The sequence below is a fragment of the Synechococcus sp. CBW1108 genome (assembly GCF_015840335.1).
In the GTDB taxonomy this organism is placed as follows: domain Bacteria; phylum Cyanobacteriota; class Cyanobacteriia; order PCC-6307; family Cyanobiaceae; genus Cyanobium_A.
In genome coordinates this window covers 3,155,575-3,181,419 of sequence record NZ_CP060395.1, presented here as the reverse complement: position 1 = coordinate 3,181,419, position 25,845 = coordinate 3,155,575, and the positions used below count along the sequence as shown (strand labels likewise).

The following is a 25,845-nucleotide window of genomic DNA, read 5'->3' as shown; positions in this document are numbered from 1 at the left end:
CGCGAATTCCCGGCAGTAAGCCGGGGTGAAACCAGATCCAGAACCTCCAGCCTTTATCGCATCGTTTAGGTAGAAAAACTCATGTCACCACTCCGCTGTCACCTGCTGATCGGCCCACCTGCAAGCGGCAAAAGCACTCTGGCTATGACCCTCCAGGAATTGCTGAGCGGGTCTGGCTCGCAGCCAGTTGTGCTCTCTACCGATGCAATCCGCAAAGAGTTGTACGGTAATCCTGCCGCACAAGGCTCCTGGAATGAGATTGGCGTTGTTTTGTTTGATCGACTTAAGCGCGCTGTAGAGAGCGATATGCCGGCTATCATCGATGCCACCCATGCTCGTCGTCCTTGGCGACTGGGGATCACTCAGCAGCTTGAACTTCCCAGGCCGGTGGAATGGGTGGGCTGGTGGCTGAGGACCCCGCTAGAGATCTGCCAGAAGTGGAACAAGAACAATGATCGAGCACTCCAGGTATCTGATGATCAACTTAAACAATATTACGATGACTTGAAAGCTGGGGATTTTGGGCCATCGGATCACGAAGGCTTCGCCACACTTATAGAGCTCGACCCCAGTTCTTTTTCATCAGACTCATTGATGCATGAGATTTCCGAGATATTAAGCGGCCTTCCGAAAAGGATAAGTGGCGACCGAAATCATACGTCGAAATACAAGCTGCACCGCTACTCACGCCTGCTGGATCTGGAGCGACTGTTCTATCTGATTCGTTTGTTGAGCCGATTCCCAGGGCTGAAGGCTACAGATGATCAATCAGCTCAGGAGTTGCGCGAGCTCTACGGCACTTTTCCCCTCAGTGAAGATCCTGCCGAGCGAGCTGCCGGTCTACTGCGCCATCACGGGGTCTGCTACGCGGACGTGGAGCACCTACGCGAGGATCTGGCATGGCTGCAGCAGCAAGGCTTCATGGAGAGTATATCTATACGTTCAGAGGTGATTCCTCCGGAAGCAGATGAAAAAGTCAAAGCATGTCTTGGATGCAGGCCACCATCAGCAAATAGCAAGGTCTTCGTAAGGATTATGACTTTAATTCGTCATGTTCTTCAAAACCCACTAGACCATGATCGAGATGCTGCTCATGTAGAGCAGATTTATATAGGTGGCAAGCAGATTGGCGAGCGGGGCACCAGAATGCCACTCAACGTGCATCTTGTACAGCAATTGAAGGATGTCAAAGGTAGCTATGAGGCAGGGCGTATTCTGCGCGGAAAAGATAGAAGATGGGCGTCTGGGGAGAGCCAGACATTGCTTAAAGATCTTGCAAAGCTAAAGCCTTATGGCCTTTTCCCAGTCCGGCCAGCCCGCAATGGCTACGCGCTTGGAACAGCTCTACTCACCATGCCACGACTGTTGGAACTGCATGCACTCGTTAAACAGGTGGCGGATCGGCTGGCAGATCCTTCGGCTCAAGATCTGCTGAAGGATTTCACCACGCGCCTGCAGTGGGCAGGCTACGAGATTGACGATGAAACTCCACCGGTTCGTGCCTATGCTAACCGTTCGATCGTTGGACGTGACTATGCACCGCCAGGTTCGCTGGGAGTTGCACAGCACGCGGAACGACTGGAAGAAGCAATCTTGAAAGGGTATCGGGTGGAGTTGCAGCAGTATGAGGATGCCGCACTCTTTGAAGGCCAGTCTCAAGCAATCAATACCATCACCGCATGGCCTCTACAGCTGCTGTTTCATAATATTGGCTGGTACCTGGCGTATGAAGAGTATTGGCCGGATGATAAACCAGGCCTTATTACTACACAACGGCTTGATCGGTTGCATTTGCGAAAAGTGGTCACTCAAGTGGCTCCTCTTGGCAAGGAGCATCGCCAACAGTCGTGGAAACGGCTTGAGAGGTTGCTCGATTATTGTGGTGGCATCTTTTTTGGTCGTGACCGAGATGCGCAGCTCACTTTATGCAGTGACGACGAAGATACTCGCCGAAGTCAGCTGGTCAAACTTCGTTTCCGTTGTGAGGGCTGGGTATTCAAGTTTCTCAGGGAAGGAGTGGATCGTTTTCCTCTGGAATGCACCCGCTTTTCCAAGCCCCTGCCATCAGACACTTGGACACACCGCAAAATGATTAATGCCACACTGGAGCCTATTGAAGGTGATAGCCATCCCTATCCAGTGGAGTTTGATTTACCTGGATGGACGATTGGCACTGGCTTAAAGGATGGGGATGTGGACCTCAAGCGATGGTTGTTCGGTTTCGATGACGGTATCGTGATTGAGGAACCAAGGGCATTTCTGGAGCGCCGTCTTCGGTCAGCTCAAGAGGTACTCAGAGTTCATGGAGCCTACCACTGAGCTCAGGAGTTGGAGCCTCGGGCTTAGGCGACCTGGCGGGAAAAGGAGGTAGGTGCTGATGAGCCAGTGTCCAGTCGCACCAGGAACAGAATCAGGTGAATTGTTGACACTTTCAGCTGCGGTTGAGGTTTTCCCCAATGCCATTGCATTGGTAACAGAAGGATTAGGGCGCCTAATGACGCAGCAGCTCCAGGGTATGTTGGTTGAGCAACGTCGGGATATGGAGACATCTGTAAGCCCCGTCTGCGCCCAACCGCCCAATCGACTGAAGTTTGAATTCTGGCAGTGGGGAGCTGGGAGGATTTGCTGGTGGTGCGCGTTGTCAAATTTCCCAGCGCAATGGACGTGATTTACAGGATCTTGCTCTCCTTGAGGCTGGAGCAGGCAGGCAATAATCCAATCCGTTCCACTATGCGGTAGACACGATGCTTGCGCTAGGAGCGTGTCGCACATAACCACACCACCCGCTTCTCCACAGACGCCCTGAAATCTGCCCAGATCGCAGTGACAGCAATGGATCTGGGCGATATCATGGGGCATGAGAAAAGCCAAAACCTTCCGCCCCTGGAACCCGGAGCAGACGCTGCTGCTGCCGCCCTCGCCTGTGGATTGGCTGCCTGAGCACCACCTGGTGTTCTTCCTGCTGGACATGGCCGCCGAGCTGGATCTCTCGGCCATCTATGCGGTCTACGAGGCCAGAGATCCTCGCGGGGTCAAGGCCTATGAGCCGCGGATGATGGTGGTGCTGCTCTTGTACGCCTACTGCGTCGGCATCCCCTCCTCGCGCCGGATCGAGAGGGCCTGCTGGGAGGATGCTGCCTTCCGGGTGCTCACCGGCAACCAGCAGCCCGACCACAGCCGGATCAGTGATTTCCGCCTCGTCCATCTCGATGCATTGGCGGGCCTTTTTGTGCAGGTGCTGCGGCTGTGCCAGAAGGCGGGCCTGGTGAGCCTGGGCAACGTCGCCCTTGACGGCACCAAGGTCAAAGCCAATGCCTCCAAACACAAGGCCATGAGCCATGAGCGGATGCTCAAATCCGAGGCCCAGCTGGAAGCGGAGATTGCAGCACTGCTGCGTAAGGCCGAGCTGATCGATGCCCAGGAGGACGCGCGCTATGGCAAGGGCGAGCGTGGTGATGAACTACCCAAGGAACTGCAGCGCCGTCAGGATCGACTCGACGCCCTGCGCAAGGCCAAAGCGGAGCTGGAGGCGGAGGCCGCCGCCGACCACGCCCGCCGCCGCGAGCAGCATGCTCGCGCTGCAGAGGAGCAGGCTGCTGAGGCTGCTGCCCAGGCTGCCGCTGATACCGAGAGCGAGGTCGCTGCTCGGGCCCTTGCCAAAGAGGCTCAGCAGGCGGAGCGCAGGGCCCGCAGTGCCCGAAGGCGGGCGGAGCTGGCCAGCAAACTGGCGATCGACAAGGCCCAGGCCGCAGACCTCTCAACCCCGGATCCACTGATCAGCGTGGATCCTCTGGCGATGCCCAGCCGCAACCTGCCCACCACTGCCGCCGGTGATCCAAAAGGCAACGCCCAACGCAATTTCACCGATCCAGACAGCCACATCCTCAAAGGTGGGGACGGCTGGATTCAGGGCTACAACTGCCAGGCGGCGGTCGATGGTGACCACCAGATCATCGTGGCGGTAGGGGTAAGCAACCAGGCCTCGGACCAGCACCACTTCGTTCCGATGCTGGAGCGGATCGTGGCCAACACCGGCCAGCTGCCCGCGAACATGATCGCCGACGCGGGCTACTGCAGCACAAGCAACATCCAGGCGAGCGAGCAGCGCGGGTTGGATGCCTACCTCTCCACCAGCCGCCAGGAGCACGGCAAGCGGCCCCGGCCCGCGCGCGGGCCAGCTCCAAGAGATCTGGATGCACGGGGCCGGATGGATCGCAAACTCAGATCCAAGGCCGGCCAGGCGATCTACGCCCTGCGCAAGATCATCGCCGAACCGGTCTTTGGTCAGATCAAAGGGGCACGGGGCCTGGATCGCTTCCTATTACGGGGGCTGGAGAAGGTCGACGGTGAATGGACCCTGATGGCCATCACCCACAACATCGGCAAGCTGCATCGGGCGGCCCTGGCAGCTGCCTGAGGGGGGCCACTCCTCAGGGCCGCTCAGGCCCGGGGTCGAGAGCAGCTCTCCAATCTCACCCCCAAGCAACGGGGGAAGGGGAGGCTCTGCCTGCGGAAATGCGCGACAGGCTCCTAGGTATAATCAAGGGTTGGGAATTAGACTTGGTTGCCTGCCTAGGTATTTAGCTGAACATCGCACAGCGTCAGGTTGGTTTTACCCTGAGCTTCGGTAGCACTCTGGAGTTACCCCGATTCGGTGGTCAGGTTTCAAGGCTCCGCGGGTGAAAGTGTACGGGTGTTGATGGTCTGCTGCTCGTAGTCGCTCGGGCTGAGGTAGCCAATCGTTGAGTGACGACGCTCGCGGTTGTAGTAACCTTCGATCCAGAAGGTCATTTGCCTGATCAGTTGCTGGGGGCTGTTCAGTATCTCGGCATCTTCATCGAGAACCATCTCGTGTTTGAGGGTGGAGAAGAAGCTCTCCACCACGGCGTTGTCCCAGCAGCAGCCTTTGGCCGACATGATGCAGTTGATCTTGCGGCCTTCGAGCAGCTGCTGGTAGGCCGTTGCCCGGTACTGGCTGCCCTGATCGGTGTGGATCAGGAGCTGATCGGGTGCGATCTGGCGGTGTCCCAGAGCCCGGTTGAGGGCTTCCAGCACCAATGTGGTCTCCATGGTGGCGCCCATGGCCCAGCCGACCACGCGGCGGCTGTACAGGTCGATCAAGACCGCCAGGTACCGCCAGCCCGCTGTGGTGCGGATGTAGGTGATGTCACCGGCCCAGCAGCGGTTGGGTGCTGCTGGGCTGAACTCCTGCTGCAGCAGGTTCTCGGCTACACCACTGGCCCGTGCCCGGTGTCAACTACTTAGGGCTTGCTGAGGAACCAATATCCATTGCGCTGCAGTTGATTCCAGGGATGGTCTCACGTTAAAATGAGCCAAATGTAGCCATTCCTGGCTTAGAATAATCTGCTGACACGCCAATGTACGTTTTTCAGCACGCAGGTCAGCTATCGATCGAGGAGTTTTACACGCCCTTCGGCGGCAAGCTGGATGCCAATAATCGCTGGGTTCTGCTTCGTAACCTGATTCCATGGATGCCGCTGGAAGGCCAGTATGCACCCCAATTCAGTGCCAAGACAGGAGCACCGGCCAAGCCGTTTCAGATGGCGTTCGGTGCGCTGTACATCCAGCAACGCCTGGGAGTGACAGACCGCGAAACGGTTCAGCTGATCACGGAATCACCGTATCTACAATTTTTCATTGGCTTGAGTGCGTACCAGGCAATGCCACCGTTTGATCCATCGATGATGGTGCATTTTCGTAAGCGCATTGGCCCTGATCTGTTCAAGATCTGCAATGACATGACCAAGGCCAATGGCATTGCGATGATTAAAGAGATGCTGGTTTCGGCGGAGGAGGATGATAGCGAACAAGAAGAGGAGCAACAGCTTGCTGCCATCGACGAAGCGCTAGGGGTGAAGCCTGCAACGTTGGATCCTGAATGTAACTGGGGTACTCTGATTCTCGATGCAACCTGCGTGCCTGATGACATTCCCTACCCAGTAGATCTGAGGTTGCTGAACGAAGCGAGAGAGGCGACTGAGAAGATCATCGACGAACTGTTCAAGCAGTTGCAGGGAAAGATCAATCGTAAACCCCGCTGCAACCGGGATAAAGCTCGGAATCGGTTTCTGGCCATCATCAAGAAGAAAAGGCCCAAATGCGCAGAGATCCGGGAGGTCAAGCGCTTTCAGCTCAACGAGATCCGGAGAAACCTCAGAGCAATTGATCAGATGATCCATTGCGGTGCCATGCTTTTGGAGCTTGGAACCCAGCTCTACCGCAAGCTGCTGATCACCAGTGAACTGTACCAGCAGCAGCAGGAGATGTATGACGCTGATAGCCGGCGCATCGACGATCGGATTGTCAATTTGTCAAAACCACACGTGCGGCCGATCGTGAGGGGCAAGGCAGGAAGGCGAACAGAGTTCGGTGCGAAGATCTCAATATCAGATGATAATGGTTTTGTAGATGTGGATCGAATCAGCTGGGACAACTACAATGAAGCCAACGACCTGATCACACGTGCCAAGCAATACAAGGAAGAGCGAGGGTACTATCCAGCACGAATCTGTGCCGATTCAATCTATATGACATTAGGCAACAAGAAGTTCTGCGCAGAAAATAACATCAGGCTCAGTGGCCGTCCACGCAAGAAGCAGGTAGAGGCCGAGGTGCAGACAGCAGAGCAACAAGAGCTTTTTAAATCAGACTTGAGAAAGCGTTCCGTGATCGAAGGAAGAATCGGAACGAGCAAACGGAAATATGGACTGGATCGGATCATGACCAAGCTGATTGAAACATCAAGAACGGTGATCACGATGGCGTTCTTTGTGATGAATGCCGAGAAGGTTCTCAGGCTACTGCGCCTCTTATTCTCTATTCTTGTCTCTGTGTACATCCTGATGCTCTATTTGCTCGCCTCCTGGCGCCGTCCAGCGCTTCTGTGGGCTGCTTAGTCAGCTTCTAGGAGTAAAATTGAGGTCACCAGCGCTTGGCGCTGCAGGCTGAGATCGCGGCCCTTGACGCGGACGAAAAACCCGCGAATGAAATTCAGCAAGCCCTACTTAGGCGGGCGCTTAGCTAATTGTCGCCGCGCAGCCTGGCTCACCCACTTGGCCAGGCTGCTGACGGGGATGCCAATTCGCTGGGCTACAGCCGTGCAGCTGAGCCCCTCACTAAGGCAAAGCGCTACGGCCTCCTGCTTTTGCTGCACCGTGAACCGGCGCCTTGTCTTGGTCGGGTTGTTCCTTTGATGGACAGTCTGAGGGTCACGGGGTGACTCCTATCGACCTGTCCACGAAACCGTGGCAACCCCACTTTTCCTCGTTCCCACGGCAGGGAGTCGTGCATCGATGAAAGTAAGCCATGGTGTTTCTGTCCCGCTTCGGCTATCGCCATGCGCTCTTTTCTTCACTGTTCCAGCCGCCCTTCGGCACTCTGGGCAATGCCTTTTCTCCTTCTCTCGACTGTGATCAGCAGCCCCCAGCCTGCCCTGGCATACCGTCAGGTACACCTGGATGTGAATCGCTACTGTCGCGATACTTTCAGGTCCGGCAAGTTGGCTGACGGCCGTCTGTTCGTGCGGGATGGCCGCCACATCTACCGCGACGGTCTGCATGGCTGCCAGGTGCAGTTCCAGACGCGGATCAAGGGAGTGATGCCCGTTGAACGGATTGAATTCTGGGAGGTGTGGGCCAACAAAGCCTGCCGCGAGCAGAACAATAACTCTCGCGCTCTCAGCCGTTATGACGGCCCTGTGATCTGGTGCATGCTGCCCTGATCGCAGTGACATTTGGAATGGGGGCCGAAGGGCCCCCTCGCAAGTTTTTCAGGTCAAGCATGTCTCCGAAAGCGGTTTTCCATCCAAAAAAGCTCTCGTTCCAGTTCGATTACCAGCAGGAACAGACAGCCCATCAAGCTGGCAGTTCTGTTTTTGAATGAACAAGACGCGGATATGCGTGAAAGCTAGAAGCGCTCTGTGACTGCAGGGTGCCAAGGTAAAAGAGGGCCAGGGCAGTCGATTTTTACCGTTCAAGCACTAGACATCCGTTCAACAGAGCGCGTGCAATTGTCGACTCAATATTCATGCGTGGATCTAATAAGATTTACTGCTTAATGGTGTGACGACCTTCGCCATCATCGGCATAGTGCCTTCTCTTTGCCTGGTTAGGAACGTCATCGAGCTCACTTGCCCTCCCAGACCTTCAACTTCGCGTTGTTTTCAGCTTCGGCCTTCTTTCTGGTCATCTGAATTAGTCCATTGGCCAGGTTGATTTGCATCAACCGCAGCTCTTCTGGCTCTTCAATGTAAATGGCATTGCCAAAACCGAAAAGCCACCGCCGGAAATCGTAGTCTTCTTTTAAAGTCCACGGAGGAAGTTTGATTACAACGGGATAGGGATGGTCGTTGTCGTAGCCATTCGGCGCAAGCTGATGCAACCTTCTGGCATTAGCGCGATGGCGCCATGGATCATCGCTACGACGTTTCGATAGTCTCATCTGGCCCGCCGGAAACCTCGCGGAGCCCGCAGTGAAGAAGGGAAACACCTGAGCATTACAATGAAACCGAAGGGTCTCCATCTTCTTAAGTGCCGCTTGCGCACTCGATCCTCCAATCACGCCCTGCAGCTTGGCATCTCTACCAAAGTGGATGCCACCGCTACGTTCGATCAGCCTCTCCAACCGCATCACGCTGATTTTCTGGGTTTTGAAGTCTCGGTGAGATTTCAGAGCTCCTGGGGTTTTGCGCCATTCCAACCAATCGAGGCGATCCACCTTGATTAGGCCAAGTTTCTGACCCGGTTCGGGTTCCTTTTCATAGGCGAGATACCAGGCAATGTTGTGGAACATCAACTGCAATGGCCACACCTTCCAAGGCCCTCGATCTTCAGTGGTTCCTTGATTAGGATGGATGTCTTCAAACCTGCCTGCATGAATCAGCTTGGCGATCGTAATCTGCTCACGATTAACAATCGCCTGCTCTAGTTTTTTGGCATGCTTTGTGAGTGAGGTGTCAGCGACCAGTTCCGGATCAACGATGGATCGATTGGCGACGGCTCGCACGGCGAGCTGTTCATCAATAGCAAATCCGGCACGAGGCAGGTAGTCTCGCAGTTTTTTATACAGTCCTATGCCAGCTGGCGAGGGATCATTCTTTCGTGTTATGGCATCTAAAACGATTTTGTGCATCTCGATCACCTCAGGGCCTGTCAAGATAGCCGTTCCAATTGTAAACCCCTTGCGGGCATGGCCTATGGACAGGTTGTAGGGGCTAATCACGTCGGTGACAGCATTGTGCAGCTGATCGGCCACTCCACGCAAGCTAAATAGCTTTGGATATTGCAAGGCTAGTTGATTCGCTAGATGTTCATAAAGTATTTTTGGCTTATCTTTGGTTATTTGATCTGATTTTGGTCTGGTCTTTTGATTAATTTTTTGATTGGGCTCTGCAGGCTTGAATGTGGTCTGCGCAACTCCACTGTCCTCCGAAGGATACTCGAATGGATGGTGGAGGAGATAGCGGATAAAAGTGATGAGTTTGAGGAAGCTTTCTTTTTTTCCATAGGCACACCAAGCTCCTCTGTGTAGTTCGGCTACTCTGCAGTCGGGCAGCATGATCGGCGTGTATACCGGCATCGCACTGCAAAAACCATTAGCTTCCAACCAGATCAGATCAGATTTGATCGATCGCTGGTCGCCGTAACAGCGACCATGTCGTTCCTCCAGTATCTGAGCGGCTTCATCAACAGCTGGACCGCGGCCCTCGCTAAGCAACTGGAGAAGGTGCATCAACCGCTCAAAGTCAAGCAGTCTGGAGTAGCCGTGGAGATCCTCTGCTCTAGGCCAATTTGGGTTTTTTCTGGATTGTGAAATCGACAGATCAAGACCATTCAGCTTGGCCGCAACTACCTGGCCTAACTCCTCTTCTTCGTATTCGGAGGGATCGATCAGAACCAGAACGGTGAACCCCTCATATCGGCTGGGCGGAAACTCCTTAGGGCTGTTGAAAGCCTGGTGATGAGTGCTCAGCACATCTGCGGATATGGCCAGCTTGCCGCGCTTCTGATTCCAGCTGAGGCATGTTTTCAGTGGTGTGGTGAGCTTCCAGCCGATCCACTCCACCGGTGCGGGCAGATCGAGCGCTTGGATCAGTGCCAGACGCGAGGATCTTCGCACGTGAGTGCCATCCACGATCACCGGCTGGCCGCTTGCTACCGCTTGCCTTAGAAGATCATTCAATTGGGCTTCACTCGTCGGCAAGTCGACGTCAGTAGGTGTCTCTGGCTCCCTAAGCTCGCGGCGAGAGGTTTCGGTTGATATGACTAAGGGAGCTGGCTTATTAGGGGTGCTGATCAGGGCAGCAAGTTCATTGGCCAAACGACTCTTTCCACTGCCGGGCGGCCCCATCAACAAGTGACAGCGAAGTGGAGCATTGGTGCTTGTCTTTGTCATGGATATCGTGTTCGGCTAGGATTGCTATGGGAGAGGTTGGGAAATCCCTGTTGCGGAGATGGTTGGTTTTAAACCACCATCGAACAGAAACTCAATTGTGGCGTCATGGCTCTGAATTTTCAGGTCGTTCATGCGTTGCACCGAATGTCTGCTACGATTACAAATTCCTGATCTGCTTGGATCACGATCTTGAACCCTTGTCATTGAGGACTAGCTCCCTAACCCTCCGCCCTGGGGAAGGTACCAAGATGAGGAGCTCCATGTTCGCATTGCGCTTACATACTTCGGCGTTCGGCATCGATGGTTCTTCCTGGATGATCAGCATCTCGACAGCATCACCTTCGCCGCCGCTGCCTCGAGTAGGTGCGCACCTATTCTAAGCCAGCCAGGCTTTCTGCTCGCCCCAGCCGTTTTGATGGGGGTTGCCAATGTGGCTGCCAGCCTCCCTTCAGTGCATGAGAAGGCTAAGATGATCGTTAATTCCTAGTTCTGCGAAGACGTGCATGCCACGGCGGATGGGACTATCCAGGTAGCCAATTCCTCAAGCGAGGGTTGTGCGATTGATTTCGCTCTACGGCTTAGGGCTGCCAGCGGCTACCCCTTTGGAGTGGGGCAGCCGCATTTGCCATGAGCTGAGCTGATATGGACGCAAGGCTACTGTCCCTGGGCCAACGACGGATTGCCGGACCTGTCGTTGCGGTTGGGCCCTAATACCTCTTCGGCCGCGGGTGAGCCGCCCGGCGCCGCGCCGACACTGCCACTTCCAGCTAATCGCCAGCTGAGCACGCCGCCACCGGTGAAACCAATTCCCAGTGCACAGGCCATTGCAACCAAAGCCCTCCGTTTCTGGCGGCTGAGATCATGGGCCATATGGCCTATTCGCCGCTCCAGGCTACGGTACATCCGCTCTACTTCACAGATCCACTGCTCCTGCTCTTGGAGGTCCTGGTTCATCTGCAGCTCCCGCCTCTTGAGTTCCTGAGTCATTTGCCTCTCCTGCACATTCAGGCCCCGGATAAACTCCAGTTCACGCTTGCTGAGTTGCTGACTCAGCTGTTGCTCCCGCTCCTTGAGTTCCTTGCTCATTTGGAGCTCCCGCTCCTTGAGTTTGTGGCGTAGCTCCAGTTCTCGATCCAGTGGGCGTTGGGCGCGACGGATCAGCGCGACGCTGCGCAGGTTGCCGCCAAAGCCGGTCACCTTTTGCCGCACGCGACCCTCGTACTTTTTGCTGAGCACCTGATCAACGAAACCCTTGGTGCGGTGGTGCACTTTTGCCGTGAACAGAACCTCGTCGCCGGGTTGTAAGCCAAGCTCACTCCACTCCTGGCTGAGGCGGAACCACCAGTGGTCAGGGTCCACCGCTCGGCCAGTGGCGGCATGGCACAGCGAGCGTATGCAGAGCGTCGGCATGATCCCGCTTTGACCTTGCTTGCCGCCGAAGCGATCCACGAACCCACGGAACTGGTGCACCTGGCCATGGATACTGGACAGCTCCAAAGCTTCCTTTGATGGAAGCACCGCCGCTTTGTTGCGGGAGCGCCTGCTGCCGGGCTCCTCTTTGTGCCGGCGTTGTTGAGGCAGAGGCATCGCCGTCGGTGCGGACCGAGGTTCTGCGGGCCAAGGGGTTGACGTTGGTTGTGGTGTGGCCAGTGGTGTTGGTGTTGCTGCTTCCGCCAGACGGTGCCGGATGAGCGGATGTTTAGGCCGTGCGGACCGGCTAATCGGCTGCTTGGCTGCAGCGGCGCGGGGCTGGCTGGTTTGGGGCTGGTTGTTGCGGTTGAAGTCCGTCATGGTGGCTCCGGCATTGGGTACCCGCACACCATCTCGGTTTCCGTCCAAAAGATCCGCAATCTGGTGCGATGGACCTGCCGGGGATTTCATGCGCTCCACCGGGCGCTTTTTGGGTTGGCAGCTAAGACACACCACTACACCCACCAACCTGCCTGAACAAGCGGCGAGGCCAGTGGGTTGATTGTCGTGTTGGCAGATGGGCGCCGATGCATCGAATCCATCGCGATGCATACGGAGCCATTCAGCCTTTGGTGGCCGCCCGGTTGTTCTCGCTGGCCTTGATCCCAAGCCAGTGGCGTTCCACCTGGTTGGCGACGTAGGCGTAATCGATGTCGCCCGTTGCGTTGCTGCGGATGATGTAAAGATCAATCAGATGCTCCCAGTACTGCTCCTGCGCCTTTCGCCTCACCTCGCCATCCCCGGTTTTCATCAGGTGAGCTAACGTCTGGAAATCGGGCTTCAGCTGGGAAATCTGAGCGGCGGCGATGCCCTCTTCCGCTTCAGCGCCAAGGTGCGGTTGGGCCGATCTCAGGTGGCGGAACCAGGCATCGGCGTCTTCCGGCAGGCGCTCGCGAATGATGGCCAGCACCCCGCTGCGATGCTGGCCGCAGGCGCCGGAGAATGACATCTTCGTCTTGTCCGATCGTGCGAGGGCCAGCAGCGAGAGGAAGGCGGCGCTGCTGGTGAGGATGGAAAGACCCATGATCACGTAGCTGAGCAGCAGGTTGTTGCGCGCTCCCGGTGGCGGCGAGGAGAAGTACTCCACCGCTGCCCCGAAGGCCTCGGTCGCGCTTCTCATGGCCACGGAGCCATTGGGTTCCATCACGAAGTGCTGTTCGAACACCTTGGGCTGCTCCTGGCGCAGGAACGCCACCTTGTTGGGGGTGTTTTGCAGCTTCTTCTCGAGGCTCTCCAGCTCTCTCACCTCGGTGCTCAGCTGGGCCTGAATGGCACCCTCCTTGGCGGCGGCACGGGAACAGATCGGCCAGCGATCCAGGGGCGTCTGCTGCAGCACCCAACGCGGCTTGTTGGTGGGCGTCACCCGGCGATCGTCCCAGCGGCCGAACGTCTCCACCGACAGTTGCTGGTAGGCAGGGTTGCGCGACCCCATAGCCGAAAGACGAGCCGTGTTGGCTTCACAGGCCTTGGCATCGGCATGGAAAGCCGGATTCGTCGGATTCTGCAGTCCTTCGATCAGACGCCGCCGCCGATCCAGATCGCCATTGATCACCTGCTCCGCCTTGTGGTTCACCACCTGGTCCTGGCCACTGAATAGAAACACCCCCACCCCGGACAGGCCCATCTGGAACGCCGCCACCGACGCAAACACCACCGTCGCGACATTGGCCATCTTCTTGTTGTTGTGGCGATCGACCATGGCCCGGCCGGACTTGTTGCTCATGAGCAGCAAGATGCCAGCAGTGAACGGACCCCACAGCAAGGCACCACCTGGGGCCAGTCGGAACAGGAAGAAAAACAACCCCATTGAGGCTGTGCAATCAATCCAGGAGCTCAAGGTCAGCAGGACAGCCGTAATCCTGGAGCTACCCCGCAGGGACTCACTGACCGCATGCTTACCACGCACATCCTCCGGCAGTACGCCGACCAGGCCGTACACCTTTTTCCACGGCTTCTCCTGCTTCTGTACCGTGGTGGGCTGAAGGAAGTGGTGTTCACTGGCCTGCGACACAAGGTCCTGGCTGGATCCATGGGACTCCAGATACTGAACCAAAGCTAGGGCGCTCTCGGAGGCGAGATCATTCTCCAGGCTGCCGTTGCCTTGCCCATAAATAGTGTATTTCTGCTCAATCGAGCCACTGCCGGCCTGTAGGCCGGTAAAACGCTCCGCAAGGACTTCGGCCTGGTGAGCCGCCTGATCCGAGCGAGCATTGTTGGTGCCGAGGTTGATGTGGTTGGAAGCAGTCATGGGGTGGACCTGGTTGAGTGACCAAGCCAGTGTCAACACGGGGAGCATTGATGTGCGGGCATTTCATGCGAAGCACCGATCCTCAATTTCATGCGTTCAACCGAGGATGAAAACAACATCCCTTGGCAAGCCCTGTCACAAGCCGGACAACGAGGCTGTGAACAGGCAGCTCTGATGGATCAGAAGAGGAGTGGGATCAAGGATCCATGCTTGGCCGTTAGGCCGCATTGATGCGCAAGTAGGCCGTCACTGCCGTCCAGTCGGGAAAGCGCTCTGACCCGAATAGGATGTGTTCACCAGTGAATCTATCGGCACCATTCTTGGTTCGGTCGTCGACAAGATAATGACCAACATTGAGGTGTTTGTGATGGCTAAGAATCAGGCGTTTGTATGCCGGCTTTCCCAGGTGCATTTTCACCCAAAGCAACTTATCAGACCATGCTGATGGGTTGTCCCATGGTGATGTGGAAAGGATGTAGGTGTCGAAAATTATGGCCAGTTCTTCAAAGGCCTCAACCGCAGTCTCCACAGGCTTCATAAGGCTGAAGATTCCCGGAATGTCATAGAGATGTCCCTCAAACTCCCTCAGCTGTTTTGCTTCGATGAATTGGAAAGCGGATGGGAAATCAACAAGCACGTTGTCGAGATCGATGTAGAGCGTCTTTGCCATGGCGAAGAGGGGTTGTGATGTGGCCTTGCCTGCAGCCTCCGCGGCTCGGCCAGGAGGTGATTCAACAGTATGTATTAGGAGCCCTATTCATGGTTGCCACCTGCTGCTATGGGGGGGGGTAGAGGGACCTGGTCAGCTTGCTCACTGACCGCGGCCAGCTAGATTCAGCATCCATCTCTGCACCTGTGCGTCTCGTTGTGGCAGCGTTGGCTACGACCTACGGCCCTCTGAAATCCATGCGAGCCCACTGGTAGCCGATCGCCTCCAACTGCGCACAGGAAAGAATGGCTCCTTCTGGAGGCCGCTGTTTCAAGGAGAAGCAAAAGAAAGTATCACCCACCTTGGGCCTGACCGTGATGCGATTCGCGGTGATGGATTGGTTGGTGAGAGTGTTGATTATCTTTGCAGTATCACTATGGCCCACTGCCGAGATGGCACCGTCGGCGATGGCAGTCGCCACTTCTTCGATGGTGGCGGGAGCCATGGACCAGGTTCCCCAACTGCCGCTGGGGATGATGGTGGTAGACATGATGTAGAGCGTCATTGGAGTTGTCCTCTTTTGGGTTGAGCCATTCCGTCAATCAACTAACAGTCTGAGAGATTCTGCCGGCATGGGCTTCTGTTGTAACCAGCAACAGGGCAGATCCTCGTAACCGTTCAGGGGTCGGGACTGCTCAGTGCGAACATTGTCTCTGCTGAACCCTTGACGGCAGCTTTATTCCCGGTTGCATCTCGGGCAGAGACTGCTTGTGATGAGCACACCTCCGGCCGGAATTTCAGAAGCTGACTGGGAGACCTGGCCGGCTGGTGCAAGAGAGCTGATCCTTTCCCAGCATGAGGAGATTGAGCTGCTCCGCAGCCAACTCACCGCCCTGGCGAGCGAGCTGGCCAGCCTGCGGGAGCGGATTGGTCGCAGCTCCCGCAACTCCTCCAAACCTCCCTCCAGTGATGGTCTGGGTTTTAAGCCGCCAGAGCGGCGCAAGGGCAGTGGCCGCAAGCGGGGCGGCCAGCCGGGCCATCCCGGATCGGGGCCGGAGCTGCTGCCGATCGAGCGGGTGGATGAGGTGGTGGAACACCACCCCGATGCCTGCCGCCGCTGTGGCACGTTGCTGCAGGGAGTGGGGGAGGATCCAGATCCCTTGTGCCATCAGGTGATCGAGATCCCGCCGATCACCCCGCTGGTGATCGAGCATCGGCTGCATCGCCTGGTCTGCCCCTGCGGTTCCACCAGCACCTGCGCCTCGTTGCCGGCGGATGTGGAGGCCAGTCACTACGGCCCAAGGCTCAGTGCCCTGGTGGGCTTGCTGGGCAGTGCCTTTCCGTTGAGTTTCAGCAAGACCCAGGCCCTGCTCCAGCAGCTGGTAGGAGTGGAGATGAGCCGCGGCGCGATTGCACGGGTCCGCCAGCGCCTGAGTGCAGCATTGTCGGAACCGATGGACCAGGCGCTGGCGGCGGCCCGTCTGCAGCCGGTGGCCTACGTCGACGAAACTGGCGCTCCCACCGGCAATGCCGACGGCAACAATCCCACTGGAAAGCGGGGCTGGCAGTGGGTCATGGTCACACCGCTGGTGACGGTGTTTCTGCAGGGGCTGAGCCGTTCTACGGCCGCTGCGATTGAGCTGCTCGGCAGTGCCTTTGGCGGGATTGTCGTGAGCGATCGCTTCTCGGCCTACAACCACCTGCCGGTGATGCAAAGGCAGCTGTGTTGGGCGCACCTGATCCGCGATTTAACGGCCATCGCCGAACGCCCGGGCGCCAGCACTGAATTTGGAGCAAAGCTGCTGGGCCTGCAGCAGCAGCTGTTTGACCACTGGCACAACTACAAGCAGGGAAAGATTGACTGGCCCGCCTTGCAGCAAAGCTGCCTGCCGATTCGCCAGGCATTCGAGACCACGCTGCAGCGGGTAGTGGAGCTGGGCTACCAGCGCGGCGAGCGAACGCCGTGGGCCAGCACGGTGCGCACCTGCCAGCAGCTCCAGAAGGTGGCAGGTGGGTTGTGGACCTTCCTAGGAGTTTGCTGAAAAACCAAGCCTGCGCGAAAATGGACCAGCTGCCCAGTCCAGATGCGAGGTCACCGGGAGCGCAGCGGCTCCCTGTTCTCCTACGTGTCGATTGAGGAGCGGATCCCGGCCAGTCATCCGCTGCGGCGGATCCGGAAACTGGCGGATCAGGCCCTCGATCGGCTCAATCCCACCTTTTGCGCGCTCTACGCCGCAGAAGGCCGGCCCTCGGTGCCGCCAGAACAGCTGCTGCTGGCCTCGTTGCTGCAGGCGTTCTACGGGATTCGCTCGGAGCGGCTTTTGCTGGAGCAGCTGCACTACAACCTGCTGTACCGCTGGTTTGTGGGCCTGAGCCCGGATGATCCGATCTGGCACCCCACCACATTCACCAAAAATCGGGAGCGGTTGCTGAACGAGCAGGTCATGGGGCGCTTCCTGGAGAAGCTGATGGGTGCTCCGGAGGTCAAGCCGCTGCTCAGCGACGAACACTTCTCAGTGGATGGCACCCTGCTGCAGGCCTGGGCCTCCCATGCCTCACTGGAGCGGATTGATGGGCAGGACGATCCGCCACCGCCGCCATCCGGTCCTGGCGAGGGGTTTGGCGCTCCAAAGCCCGGCAGGAAGCGGGCCAAGGGTGATTTCCGCGGCGTCAAGCTCAGCAACAAGACCCATCGCTCCGGCAGTGATCCGGATGCGTTGCTGGCCCGCAAGTCCAACGCCCACCCGGCCCAACCGAGCTATCGGGGCCATGTGCTGATGGACAACCGCCATGCGCTGATCGTGGACTGCCGCGTCACCCAAGCAGTGGGTACCGGGGAGCGGGATGCCGCCAAAGCGATGGCGGCTGACATCCCCGGTGCCCACCAAAAAACCATCGGTGCCGACAAGAACTACGACACCAAGGGCTTTGTCGCCGAGATGCGTCGCATCGCCGTGACGCCGCACGTCGCTCAGAACACCGCCCGCTCTGGTGGCTCCGCCATCGATGGCCGCACCACCCGCCACGAGGGCTACGCCAAGTCGATCAATGCCCGCCGCGGCATCGAGAAGGTGTTTGGCTGGATCAAGCAGTGGGGCGGTCTGCGCCAGTTCAAGCTGCGCGGCACCGACAAGCTGAGTGCGGTGTTTGGCCTGCACGTGATCGCCTACAACCTGATCCGGCTGGGCAACCTGCTCAAACCGGCGATGGCGGCGGCATGAACAGGTGGTTGCCCAGAGGTGTGCCAATGAGGCGGCCTCCAGGAAGCCCCAACGGGGCAAAACGCCTGAAATCGGGCGTTCTGAACCGCTGAAACGCATCATTTCAGCCCGAACGGAGCACAATCAGCTCTCTGGAGGGAAAAACGCGGCCTTTCAGGCAGTTTTTCCGCAAACTCCTAGAAATCGAGGGAATCGAGCCCACCAACAACGCCGCAGAGCGTGCCCTGCGGCAGTCGGTGATTCAGCGCAAGATCAGTCAAGGAGTCCAATCCCGCCAAGGTGCGATCTGCCGCAGCCGCCTGCTCACGGTCACCACTACCCTGCGGCAACAGGGGCGGGATGTCTGGGAGTTCCTCGAGCAGGCCTGGATCGCCCATCACCGCGGTGGGGTGATGCCGTCACTGCTGAGCGATCCCTGAGGGAAGAACAACGAGCAAGGAAGAGTCTCTGATCGCTCAGCGGTGAGCGATCAGGCTTGCATTCGTGCGGCCGGGCGTCCCGACCCCTGAACGCATACAGATCCTCGGGCCTCTGCGGGTTGCTCGGGGGTCGCCGATCTGTGGTTGTCGTCACGAGGCCTCTGGACCCATCCAGCCACTCGAGGCCACCCGGCTGTTCTTGGTCGCCTTGAAGTCGTGCCAGAAACGCTCCAAACGGTTGGAGAGGTAGCCGTAGTCGATGTCGCCAGTTTCGCTGCTGCGCATGATGTACAAGTCAATCAGATGCTCCCAGTACTGCTCCTGCGCTTCGCACCTCACCTCCTCATTCCCGGTTTTGAGGAGACTGGCCAGCGTCTGAAACTCCGGGTTGAGGTTGCTGACCTGTGCAGCGGTATAGCCCTCCTTCTGAGCGGCACCACGCCGGCGCTGAACAGAACGCTGGCGCTGGAACCAGACATCGGCGTCCTCCGGCAAGCGTTCGCGGATCCTGGACAGCAGGAGACTGCGTTGTTGCCCACAGGCTGCCTCAAAGGACATCTTGGTCTTATCCGACCGCGCCTGGGTCAGCAGAGAGAAAAAGGCGGCGCTGCTGGTGAGGATGGACAGGCCCATGATCACGTAGCTGAGCAGCAGGTTGTTGCGTGCTCCCTCCGGCGGCCAGATGAAATAGACCACCGCTGCCCCGAAGGCCTCGGTCGCGCTTCTCATGGCCACAGAGCCATTGGGTTCCATCACGAAGTGCTGTTCGAACACCTTGGGCTGCTCCTGGCGCAGGAACGCCACCTTGTTGGGGGTGTTTTGCAGCTTCTTCTCGAGGCTCGCCAGCTCTCTCACCTCGGTGCTCAGCTGGGCCTGAATGGCACCCTCCTTGGCGGCGGCACGGGAACAGATCGGCCAGCGATCCAGGGGCGTCTGCTGCAGCACCCAACGCGGCTTGTTGGTGGGCGCCACCCGGCGATCGTCCCAGCGGCCGAACGTCTCCACCGACAGTTGCTGGTAGGCAGGGTTGCGCGACCCCATAGCCGAAAGACGAGCCGTGTTGGCTTCACAGGCCTTGGCATCGGCATGGAAAGCCGGATTCGTCGGATTCTGCAGTCCTTCGATCAGACGCCGCCGCCGGTCCAGATCGCCATTGATCACCTGCTCCGCCTTGTGGTTCACCACCTGGTCTTGGCCACTGAATAGGAACACCCCCACCCCGGACAGGCCCGTCTGGAACGCCGCCACCGACGCAAATACCACCGTCGCGACATTGGCCATCTTCTTGTTGTTGTGGCGATCGACCATGGCCCGGCCGGACTTGTTGCTCATGAGCAGCAAGATGCCGGCAGTGAACGGACCCCACAGCAAGGCACCACCTGGGGCCAGTCGGAACACGAAGGAAAACAACCCGACCGACGAGGTCAGATCGATCCAGGAGCTCAGGGTCAGCAGGACAGCCGTAATCCTGGAGCTACCCCGCAGGGACTCACTGACCGCATGCTTACCACGCACATCCTCCGGCAGTACGCCGACCAGGCCGTACACCTTTTTCCACGGCTTTTCCTGCTTCTGCACCGTGGTGGGCTGGCGGAAGTAGTGCTGACTGGCCTGCATTACCAGATCCTCGCTGGGGCCATGGGATTCCAGGAACTGCACCAATGCCAGAGCGTTCTCTGATGCGAGGTTGTCTTCTTTCCGATCCCCAGGACCGGGGCTCGCCGCCTGCGGGGGCTGGCCATTGCCGTTGACACCACCTCCCAATCCTGAAGGTGTCTGCCTGGTGGTGGTTGGGGCCTTGCCCAAACCCGAGCCGGCCTTCTGACCATCCAGACTCTTTAACAGGCTTTCTGCCTGACGGCTGGCTTGCTGCGAGCGCCCGTTGAGGTTGCCGAGGTTGATGTTGTTGGAAGCAGTCATGGGGTGGACCTGGTTGAGTGACCAAGCCAGTGTCAACAAGGGGAGCATTGATGTGCGGGTATTTCATGCGAAGCACCGATCCTCGATTTCATGCGTTCAACCGGCGCTTGCGGTTCCTATCAGCGAGCGAGGGGTTCGGCTCGAGTGGCAGCAAGGCTGGAGGGCAACTTCGGCAGTGGATCGAGGCCTTTCTGATCGCGAATTTCAGCAATGGCTTCCTGTACGAACAACCCGCAAGTGGACCACAGCGTCTGCCAACCGATTTAGCCGATCGCCTCAAAGCCATGGGCAAACTGGCTGGCATTGCGGAGCTTGAGGGCCCGTCTCAGATTTTCATCCCGTTGCTTCCAACGCAGGCCAACAGGATGGAGAAGTGCAGCGAGCAGTTCGTAACTCTCCACCAAGCCAAGTTTCAATGGTTGATCAACTCCCTTGCGCTCATGAAGGGATCGGTAGGTAGGTTGCAGGATCTCGGGCAGCCGCTCAGTGGCCACATCGCTTGTATCAATTCCTTCCTCGCCTACATAACCCGCAACTCCCGTACGCAACAACAGCTGTGCCGTGAGCTCCACCGCTCGGTAGAGACGCCCCACCGCATCGTCATAGCGATGCTGAGCAGCACGGCGTTCGGCGTTGCGCAGGAGATCTTCCGCCAGCTCCAGCCCATGGCCGGGCATCGAGGGCCAATCCTCCCCACGGGCCCTGGCATCCACCAATTTGCGGGAGGACACCACCCGCTTGAGCGGTAGCAGAAGGGCCAGAATCGCCGGTTCACGCCCCCTTCCATTGAGGAGCTGCACAGCTGTCCTGTGGTCAAAACGATCCCAGGCGTCGAGGGCCACCATCAGCGTTTCAAGCCGCGTAAGCGTTCGGAACGCCTCGCTTTCGGGCTGCAGACCACGCCGCACACGGCCAATGGCGCCTTCAGCAGCCGCGTAGTCAAAGCGTTGCAACAGGGTGGGGAGCTCCAACGACAACAGCCGGTGGGCATGGATCGCCTCTGTAGGCACGGGGACCGGGAAGCTGTGGCCTGTGATCACGGTCGATCCAGGCACACGCTGCTCAAGGGTGGTGAGCTGCAGGTTCGCCACCGGATCATCGATGGCCGCCATCGCCAGGCCCGCACCCATGGATTTGGTGCCACCGGTGTAGTCCACGGTGAGCCTGCAGCCAGGGTGTTCCTGGCCTAAGCGTTCCAACAACGCACTGGCCTGAACATAGACAGAATCGAGACGATCGAGCTCATTGGATGCCTCAGGGCTACTGCCAGGGCGTCGGTGCTGCAACACCATGACATCACGGTCCGCATCGAAATCGGGCACGGGCACCCGGGCCTGAATGGACCGGATCAGGTCTTGGCTTTCCTGGCTGCAGATAAACACCACCCGGTCGGGCCGCACGCCACGGATGGTCTGGATCGGGCCGTCTGGTTGCTTGCCGATAGACAGCACAAGAATGTGAATCATCCCGCCATGCCCAGCAGCACTTGGGACTCAGGGAGCTGCAGGAGGGCGGTGCCGGGAAGCTGCTGGGGAGGTGGTCCCTGGGAGAAGCCAGGTGAGTGGAGCACTGCATCAACCAGTTGTTCCACCCCATCTTGAAACGAGAGCCATTGAGCCCTCCTCACAGGAATGAGGCCATGTGCCATCAAGGACTGATTGCGCGCGTGCCGCAGCTGGGAGAGCCGATCTCGCTGGCGCAGATACTGCGGAGCAAGTATATTTTTGGTGTCGTTCCGCTCTAACCAGTCGTACAGCTCCTTCAGGCTCCCAGTTGGCACCTGCTCACCCGTCTTTAGGAAACATTGTCCTCGATTCCAGGTACTATTTTCCGTTATTCCCAATTCAAATTGCACGTAACTTTGCCCAAGAAGCTCAAGAGCTCGATAGATTCTGGCCACTGCATCGTCATACAAACCTCGGCTTCCTTTTCTGTCTGCATTGAGAAGAAGATCCTGTACCAGCTCATAGCCCGTTGCGACCCCAATATCAATGGATGATGTCTTGAGCCACGAGCGGGATACCCACACCCGCTCCCACCACTCGATCAGCTCAGGAAAGCAGGTGGCCAGTGTGGTTCGCTTGGCACGCACAAGAGCATCGTTCCAACGAAATCGCTCCCAGGTATCCATGATGTTCAGGCTCTCCAGCAACTGATCTGCAGCATCCGCCGCCCATGGAGGCAAGGATTCACCGAGACTCGTGCGCAGAATACCTATCGAGAGTGCTGCCTGATCGTAGGCATGGACGGCCAGCAGTTCAGGCAATCGCTCCTGAAGCACTCGGACTGCGCGAAGGGGGCCGATGTCGATCGCTCGCGTGCCTTCACTTTGATTGGTGACCTTGGAAAGATTGTCCCGTGGTCCCGTCACTAGGCTTAGCTCCGCATCAAGCTCCACGCAGGCCATCACCAGTGCCGTGCTCATTGTTTTGGTGCCTCCGGTGTAGTCGCCTATCAGGTGATGCCGGCCGCCAGATTCCTGAAGGTTCCGGCAGGCGCTGCGGATTCGCCTATAGCAATCACCCAGGTTGTCCGGATCAGGGATACCGATCAGATGTCGGTCCGGATCAAAACGCTCCTGCAAACCCAGCTGCACAACCAGATTCTTCCGGATCTCCACCACACCATTGGGGAGTTCATGCCTGCAGGGTATGCCTTCTCCTATCACCTGATCCAGGCTCGGCCTCAGGGTGGGCTTCACGCTGGGGATGAAGATTACCTCGTCGGGGTTGTGATTGCGAACCGTGTGAAGAACCGGTTCAGGACTCCCTCCCACAGTTACCAGCAGCATCTTGCTCATGGATTGGTGAATGGGATGCGGTGGAAATCGGCCCAGACGCCCTCAATCAGCTGTCGCAGCAAAGTGAGGCCGAGGCAATGGTGCGCGGAGCAGCCAAAAAATCAACCGATTCCAGAGAACACTCACGCCAGTCGATAATAGAATCGAGTGCTGCAAGTGGCTGTTCACAGGCGAGTAGCTGCATCATAGGAGCAGAACCTTACATTTAGTGTAACACACCTAGGGTGAGGCTAGAGGCGCTTTTACGTCCAGACCAACTTGCGCAAAAACTGCCGGAACAGCTACAAAAATGCAAATTATTGCAAAAAATACCTAGACGCCGCTCGCATCAATATCAATCACCCGCATCCATGCGCGTTGCACCACCCCGGTTTGCTGTCGGCTTTCTGCTTGGCGGATTGGTGGCGGCTAGCCCTGTGCGGCCGTTGGCCGCACAGCTGGATCCGACCCGGGTGCCCGGCATCGTGCCGTCAGATCGGGGCTTCGCGGTGAGCTATCTGCGGCAGGCGCCCTCAGGCTGGAGCTCACTCACACCCTGGGGAGAGGCGATCACCACGGGCGGCAGCGAGGGCTTCGTATATCTCCGGAACTGACGTACCATCTATTTGGTGGACGGCCAGCGCCGAACCGTGACCGATGGCTTGGCGGACATCGGTGGGGGTTATTAACGCTTCAACCCCTGGTATAATTCAACATAAGGTCGTCAATGGCGCCCTACGCCTACCCATCAGCCCGGAACGGGCGACCTCTGGTGGCTCACCCGTCGACCTTTGATCAGCGGGTCGGCCCAGTGAAAAGACACGGTGGAGGTGCGCTTCAGCACCGGTGTGCTGGTGTCGATCGGCTGGGACTATTTGATCAACCCAACAGCGCCCTACGCGGGCGAAATGGTGAACAACCGCTACCTGGGTCGTTCCGCGAGGTATGACCATAACGGAGGCGATCAGGTGATCGTGTTTCGCTGATGGCGCTCGCACACCACTCCCCACAAACCTTCCCACGCTCCTGGAGATGAGTATGCAACTAAATGATGTGCGCCAATCCTGCTTTTCAGCAGCCACGAAGTCACAGATGCTACTGGACTTGTGGAGTCAGCTTTATTACCAGGCCGACAGGCCTGAGAGCTCCGAGCACGACGTGGAAGAACTAAATGTGTACTTCAAGTACTATCGGGTACTGGGTATCGTTGAGAATCTAGATCGCATGGGTCAGAGAATCAGCCCAGAAATAGCCAAAGAGAAGGAGCTTTACCTCTATCGCAGTTTTCCCTTCACCGCCTGGCTGATCGGAGGCCGCTTCAATCAACCCCTGGATGATCCGGAGATGATCGTTCAGATGGATGACTTCAGTGTGGAAATCCTCCTGGACCCCGCAATACCGCCGCATCATTATGTCACCGACAAGCGCTTCGGAAGGTGGTGGGTGTATCCACGCAATCTCATCAACGATCAGAAGCCTCCAGAGCCCATCACTGAGGACTTTCTGATGAACCTCATGCCAAGTCCTGTGATGTTTGATCCAGATACCTTGCTGAGCATCCTGGCAGCCAGTAGCTGCGCAAAGTGGCTGTCCCGTGAAACGGATTACTGGTTGATGATGGAGATCGAAAACAATGCCATCAACCCCAGGCCACGGATCTCTTGGTGAGCGGCAAGTGCTCCCGCTATTCGGACGGCGGCACTGGGTACGCATCAATCGATCAAACTACTTGAGGAGGTGTCACTAACAGCCGCCCCCCCCCCATAACATCATGCCTGGCTAGACGCGAGTGCTGGGCCCAGCACGAATGGCCAGTGCCGGCATTCCCCTCATGTGCGCAGCCCGCGACGAAAATCATCCAGCAGGCCATCGAGATCCTGGATATTGAGGGTGTTGATCCACTCCTGGATATCGCTGATCAGGAAGGCCTTTTCATCCGTCGGGTCGTCGTAGCGGGGCTGGATCTGGCGCTCAAACCACTGCTGTGATTCGGCCACAACATCGGGTAGCCCGAGGCCATGGGCCAAGGCCTCGAACGGTTCCTCGTCCATGACGGCCACACCGAAGTCGATGATGTGGGGCTTGAGTTGGCAGCCACTCGAATCAGTGCCGACCACCACATTGCGGACGTGCAGGTCTCCCTGCAACACTCCAGCCGCCCACACGGCCCGTATGCCTTTGCTGACGCCTTGGAAGATCTCTGCCCACACATCCCTGGAGATTGGGGTGCGGCTGTGAAACTCAAGCCAATCCTGTAGGGTGCCGCCGTTGTTGATTTTCTCCATCTGGAAGCTCAAGGGGTAGCCGTAGAGCCCCTCATCCACGTTGATCAGCGGCACCATACCGGTGCTGCGCAGATGTTCGGTGATGATGAACTCCCTGGCCACCAGCGGTAGCTCGTCGCGGCGGTCGGATTTCTCCACCACGCCGTCGTCAAGCTCCCGCACCACCGCCATGGTGCCCCGGCCGGCTCGGCTGGCAAAGCTACCAGCCTGGCTTACTTGTTGATAGATCTCCAGCGTGACGGGCAATGAACTCAGGGGAGTGATGTAGGCATTGTAACGTTAGGATCAATCAATCCAACGTTTAAGCGCGTCCACCCAGAGTCAAGCAGCGCTTGGGCTGGAGATCTGATCGTTGATTAGCAGCCCATTTTTTAATTCTCCAAATCTGAACTGGATTCAGCGTATTGATTTCCTGCAACACGCACTGGTTTCTCGTGGGAT

General features: G+C 57.7%; 19 protein-coding genes and 2 pseudogenes. 10 read left to right on the top strand and 11 right to left on the bottom strand.

All coding sequences use genetic code 11. The features are described from left to right. Positions 1 to 81 precede the first annotated feature (81 nt). Both H8F27_RS17080 and H8F27_RS17075 read left to right on the top strand, forming a co-directional pair. Positions 82 to 2,319, top strand: a complete 2,238-nt coding sequence (locus H8F27_RS17080; protein WP_197149816.1) for an AAA family ATPase — start codon at positions 82 to 84, stop codon at positions 2,317 to 2,319. Between the two features lie 538 nt (positions 2,320 to 2,857). Next, entirely contained in the window at positions 2,858 to 4,417 is a 1,560-nt protein-coding gene (locus tag H8F27_RS17075) for an IS1182 family transposase (RefSeq protein ID WP_197149815.1), read from the top strand. Between the two features lie 248 nt (positions 4,418 to 4,665). On the opposite strand, the pseudogene H8F27_RS17070 reads toward H8F27_RS17075, so the two are convergent. Then, positions 4,666 to 5,232, bottom strand: a pseudogene (locus H8F27_RS17070) (IS3 family transposase); the annotation flags it as partial. Positions 5,233 to 5,378: 146 nt separating this feature from the next. On the opposite strand from H8F27_RS17070, the gene H8F27_RS17065 reads away from it, so the two are divergent. Next, positions 5,379 to 6,917: an IS5 family transposase gene (locus tag H8F27_RS17065; protein WP_197149814.1), complete on the top strand. Its 1,539-nt coding sequence runs from the start codon at positions 5,379 to 5,381 to the stop codon at positions 6,915 to 6,917. A gap of 104 nt (positions 6,918 to 7,021) precedes the next feature. On the opposite strand, the pseudogene H8F27_RS17060 reads toward H8F27_RS17065, so the two are convergent. Then, positions 7,022 to 7,183, bottom strand: a pseudogene (locus tag H8F27_RS17060) (transposase); the annotation flags it as partial. A 336-nt stretch (positions 7,184 to 7,519) separates the two neighbouring features. Between H8F27_RS17060 and H8F27_RS17055 the strand changes: the two are divergent. After that, positions 7,520 to 7,741, top strand: a complete 222-nt coding sequence (locus tag H8F27_RS17055) for a hypothetical protein (RefSeq protein WP_197149813.1) — start codon at positions 7,520 to 7,522, stop codon at positions 7,739 to 7,741. A gap of 404 nt (positions 7,742 to 8,145) precedes the next feature. Here the strand turns inward: H8F27_RS17055 and H8F27_RS17050 are convergent, their stop codons facing one another. From H8F27_RS17050 to H8F27_RS17030, 5 genes are all read right to left on the bottom strand, one after another. Next, the gene (locus H8F27_RS17050) at positions 8,146 to 10,368 is read right to left on the bottom strand and encodes an ATP-binding protein (protein WP_197149811.1); all 2,223 of its coding nucleotides are present in this window, start codon (positions 10,366 to 10,368) and stop codon (positions 8,146 to 8,148) included. Positions 10,369 to 11,067: 699 nt separating this feature from the next. Continuing rightward, positions 11,068 to 12,294 carry a hypothetical protein gene (locus tag H8F27_RS17045; RefSeq protein ID WP_197149810.1) on the bottom strand — a complete coding sequence of 409 codons (1,227 nt, stop codon included), beginning with the start codon at positions 12,292 to 12,294 and terminating at the stop codon, positions 11,068 to 11,070. Positions 12,295 to 12,445: 151 nt separating this feature from the next. Further along, complete coding sequence (locus H8F27_RS17040; RefSeq protein WP_197149808.1) at positions 12,446 to 14,131, bottom strand: hypothetical protein; 1,686 nt, start codon at positions 14,129 to 14,131, stop codon at positions 12,446 to 12,448. A 217-nt stretch (positions 14,132 to 14,348) separates the two neighbouring features. After that, entirely contained in the window at positions 14,349 to 14,801 is a 453-nt protein-coding gene (locus H8F27_RS17035) for a hypothetical protein (RefSeq protein WP_197149806.1), read from the bottom strand. A 217-nt stretch (positions 14,802 to 15,018) separates the two neighbouring features. Beyond that, the gene (locus tag H8F27_RS17030) at positions 15,019 to 15,345 is read right to left on the bottom strand and encodes an STIV orfB116 family protein (protein WP_197149805.1); all 327 of its coding nucleotides are present in this window, start codon (positions 15,343 to 15,345) and stop codon (positions 15,019 to 15,021) included. Positions 15,346 to 15,553: 208 nt separating this feature from the next. Here H8F27_RS17030 and H8F27_RS17025 point away from each other — a divergent pair, with 208 nt between their 5' ends. From H8F27_RS17025 to H8F27_RS17015, 3 genes are all read left to right on the top strand, one after another. Then, positions 15,554 to 16,822 carry an IS66 family transposase gene (locus H8F27_RS17025; RefSeq protein ID WP_197149802.1) on the top strand — a complete coding sequence of 423 codons (1,269 nt, stop codon included), beginning with the start codon at positions 15,554 to 15,556 and terminating at the stop codon, positions 16,820 to 16,822. Positions 16,823 to 16,864: 42 nt separating this feature from the next. Beyond that, a complete protein-coding gene (locus H8F27_RS17020; RefSeq protein ID WP_197149789.1) occupies positions 16,865 to 18,001 on the top strand; it encodes an IS5 family transposase in 1,137 nt (378 codons plus the stop codon). A gap of 122 nt (positions 18,002 to 18,123) precedes the next feature. Continuing rightward, complete coding sequence (locus H8F27_RS17015; RefSeq protein WP_197153667.1) at positions 18,124 to 18,420, top strand: transposase; 297 nt, start codon at positions 18,124 to 18,126, stop codon at positions 18,418 to 18,420. A gap of 150 nt (positions 18,421 to 18,570) precedes the next feature. On the opposite strand, the gene H8F27_RS17010 is transcribed toward H8F27_RS17015, so the two are convergent. From H8F27_RS17010 to H8F27_RS17000, 3 genes are all read right to left on the bottom strand, one after another. Beyond that, positions 18,571 to 20,340 carry a hypothetical protein gene (locus H8F27_RS17010; RefSeq protein WP_197149786.1) on the bottom strand — a complete coding sequence of 590 codons (1,770 nt, stop codon included), beginning with the start codon at positions 20,338 to 20,340 and terminating at the stop codon, positions 18,571 to 18,573. A gap of 263 nt (positions 20,341 to 20,603) precedes the next feature. Further along, complete coding sequence (locus tag H8F27_RS17005) at positions 20,604 to 21,806, bottom strand: TIGR02710 family CRISPR-associated CARF protein (RefSeq protein WP_197149783.1); 1,203 nt, start codon at positions 21,804 to 21,806, stop codon at positions 20,604 to 20,606. Continuing rightward, a complete protein-coding gene (locus tag H8F27_RS17000; RefSeq protein ID WP_197149780.1) occupies positions 21,803 to 23,140 on the bottom strand; it encodes a TIGR02710 family CRISPR-associated CARF protein in 1,338 nt (445 codons plus the stop codon). Before H8F27_RS17000 ends, H8F27_RS17005 begins: the two co-directional genes overlap by 4 nt. Before the next feature lie 425 nt (positions 23,141 to 23,565). Between H8F27_RS17000 and H8F27_RS16995 the strand changes: the two genes are divergently transcribed. From H8F27_RS16995 to H8F27_RS16985, 3 genes are all read left to right on the top strand, one after another. Continuing rightward, positions 23,566 to 23,733, top strand: a complete 168-nt coding sequence (locus H8F27_RS16995; protein ID WP_197149777.1) for a hypothetical protein — start codon at positions 23,566 to 23,568, stop codon at positions 23,731 to 23,733. Between the two features lie 216 nt (positions 23,734 to 23,949). After that, on the top strand, positions 23,950 to 24,105 hold the full coding sequence (locus tag H8F27_RS16990; RefSeq protein ID WP_197149774.1) for a hypothetical protein: 156 nt from the start codon (positions 23,950 to 23,952) through the stop codon (positions 24,103 to 24,105). A gap of 46 nt (positions 24,106 to 24,151) precedes the next feature. After that, positions 24,152 to 24,787 (top strand): hypothetical protein, encoded by a 636-nt coding sequence (locus tag H8F27_RS16985; protein ID WP_197149771.1) that lies wholly within the window; start codon positions 24,152 to 24,154, stop codon positions 24,785 to 24,787. A gap of 161 nt (positions 24,788 to 24,948) precedes the next feature. Here the strand turns inward: H8F27_RS16985 and H8F27_RS16980 are convergent, their stop codons facing one another. Continuing rightward, positions 24,949 to 25,650, bottom strand: a complete 702-nt coding sequence (locus H8F27_RS16980; protein ID WP_197149765.1) for a protein kinase family protein — start codon at positions 25,648 to 25,650, stop codon at positions 24,949 to 24,951. Positions 25,651 to 25,845: the final 195 nt, after the last annotated feature.

Coding starts and splice junctions, on each gene's coding strand:
- H8F27_RS17080 (WP_197149816.1), top strand. CDS start 82: ATGTCACCACTCCGCTGTCACCTGCTGATCGGCCCACCTGCAAGCGGC.
- H8F27_RS17025 (WP_197149802.1), top strand. CDS start 15,554: ATGAGCACACCTCCGGCCGGAATTTCAGAAGCTGACTGGGAGACCTGG.
- H8F27_RS17065 (WP_197149814.1), top strand. CDS start 5,379: ATGTACGTTTTTCAGCACGCAGGTCAGCTATCGATCGAGGAGTTTTAC.
- H8F27_RS17020 (WP_197149789.1), top strand. CDS start 16,865: ATGCGAGGTCACCGGGAGCGCAGCGGCTCCCTGTTCTCCTACGTGTCG.
- H8F27_RS17045 (WP_197149810.1), bottom strand. CDS start 12,294: ATGAAATCCCCGGCAGGTCCATCGCACCAGATTGCGGATCTTTTGGAC.
- H8F27_RS17075 (WP_197149815.1), top strand. CDS start 2,858: ATGAGAAAAGCCAAAACCTTCCGCCCCTGGAACCCGGAGCAGACGCTG.
- H8F27_RS17030 (WP_197149805.1), bottom strand. CDS start 15,345: ATGACGCTCTACATCATGTCTACCACCATCATCCCCAGCGGCAGTTGG.
- H8F27_RS16985 (WP_197149771.1), top strand. CDS start 24,152: ATGAGTATGCAACTAAATGATGTGCGCCAATCCTGCTTTTCAGCAGCC.
- H8F27_RS17010 (WP_197149786.1), bottom strand. CDS start 20,340: ATGACTGCTTCCAACAACATCAACCTCGGCAACCTCAACGGGCGCTCG.
- H8F27_RS17040 (WP_197149808.1), bottom strand. CDS start 14,131: ATGACTGCTTCCAACCACATCAACCTCGGCACCAACAATGCTCGCTCG.
- H8F27_RS17000 (WP_197149780.1), bottom strand. CDS start 23,140: ATGAGCAAGATGCTGCTGGTAACTGTGGGAGGGAGTCCTGAACCGGTT.
- H8F27_RS17035 (WP_197149806.1), bottom strand. CDS start 14,801: ATGGCAAAGACGCTCTACATCGATCTCGACAACGTGCTTGTTGATTTC.
- H8F27_RS17050 (WP_197149811.1), bottom strand. CDS start 10,368: ATGGGGCCGCCCGGCAGTGGAAAGAGTCGTTTGGCCAATGAACTTGCT.
- H8F27_RS17005 (WP_197149783.1), bottom strand. CDS start 21,806: ATGATTCACATTCTTGTGCTGTCTATCGGCAAGCAACCAGACGGCCCG.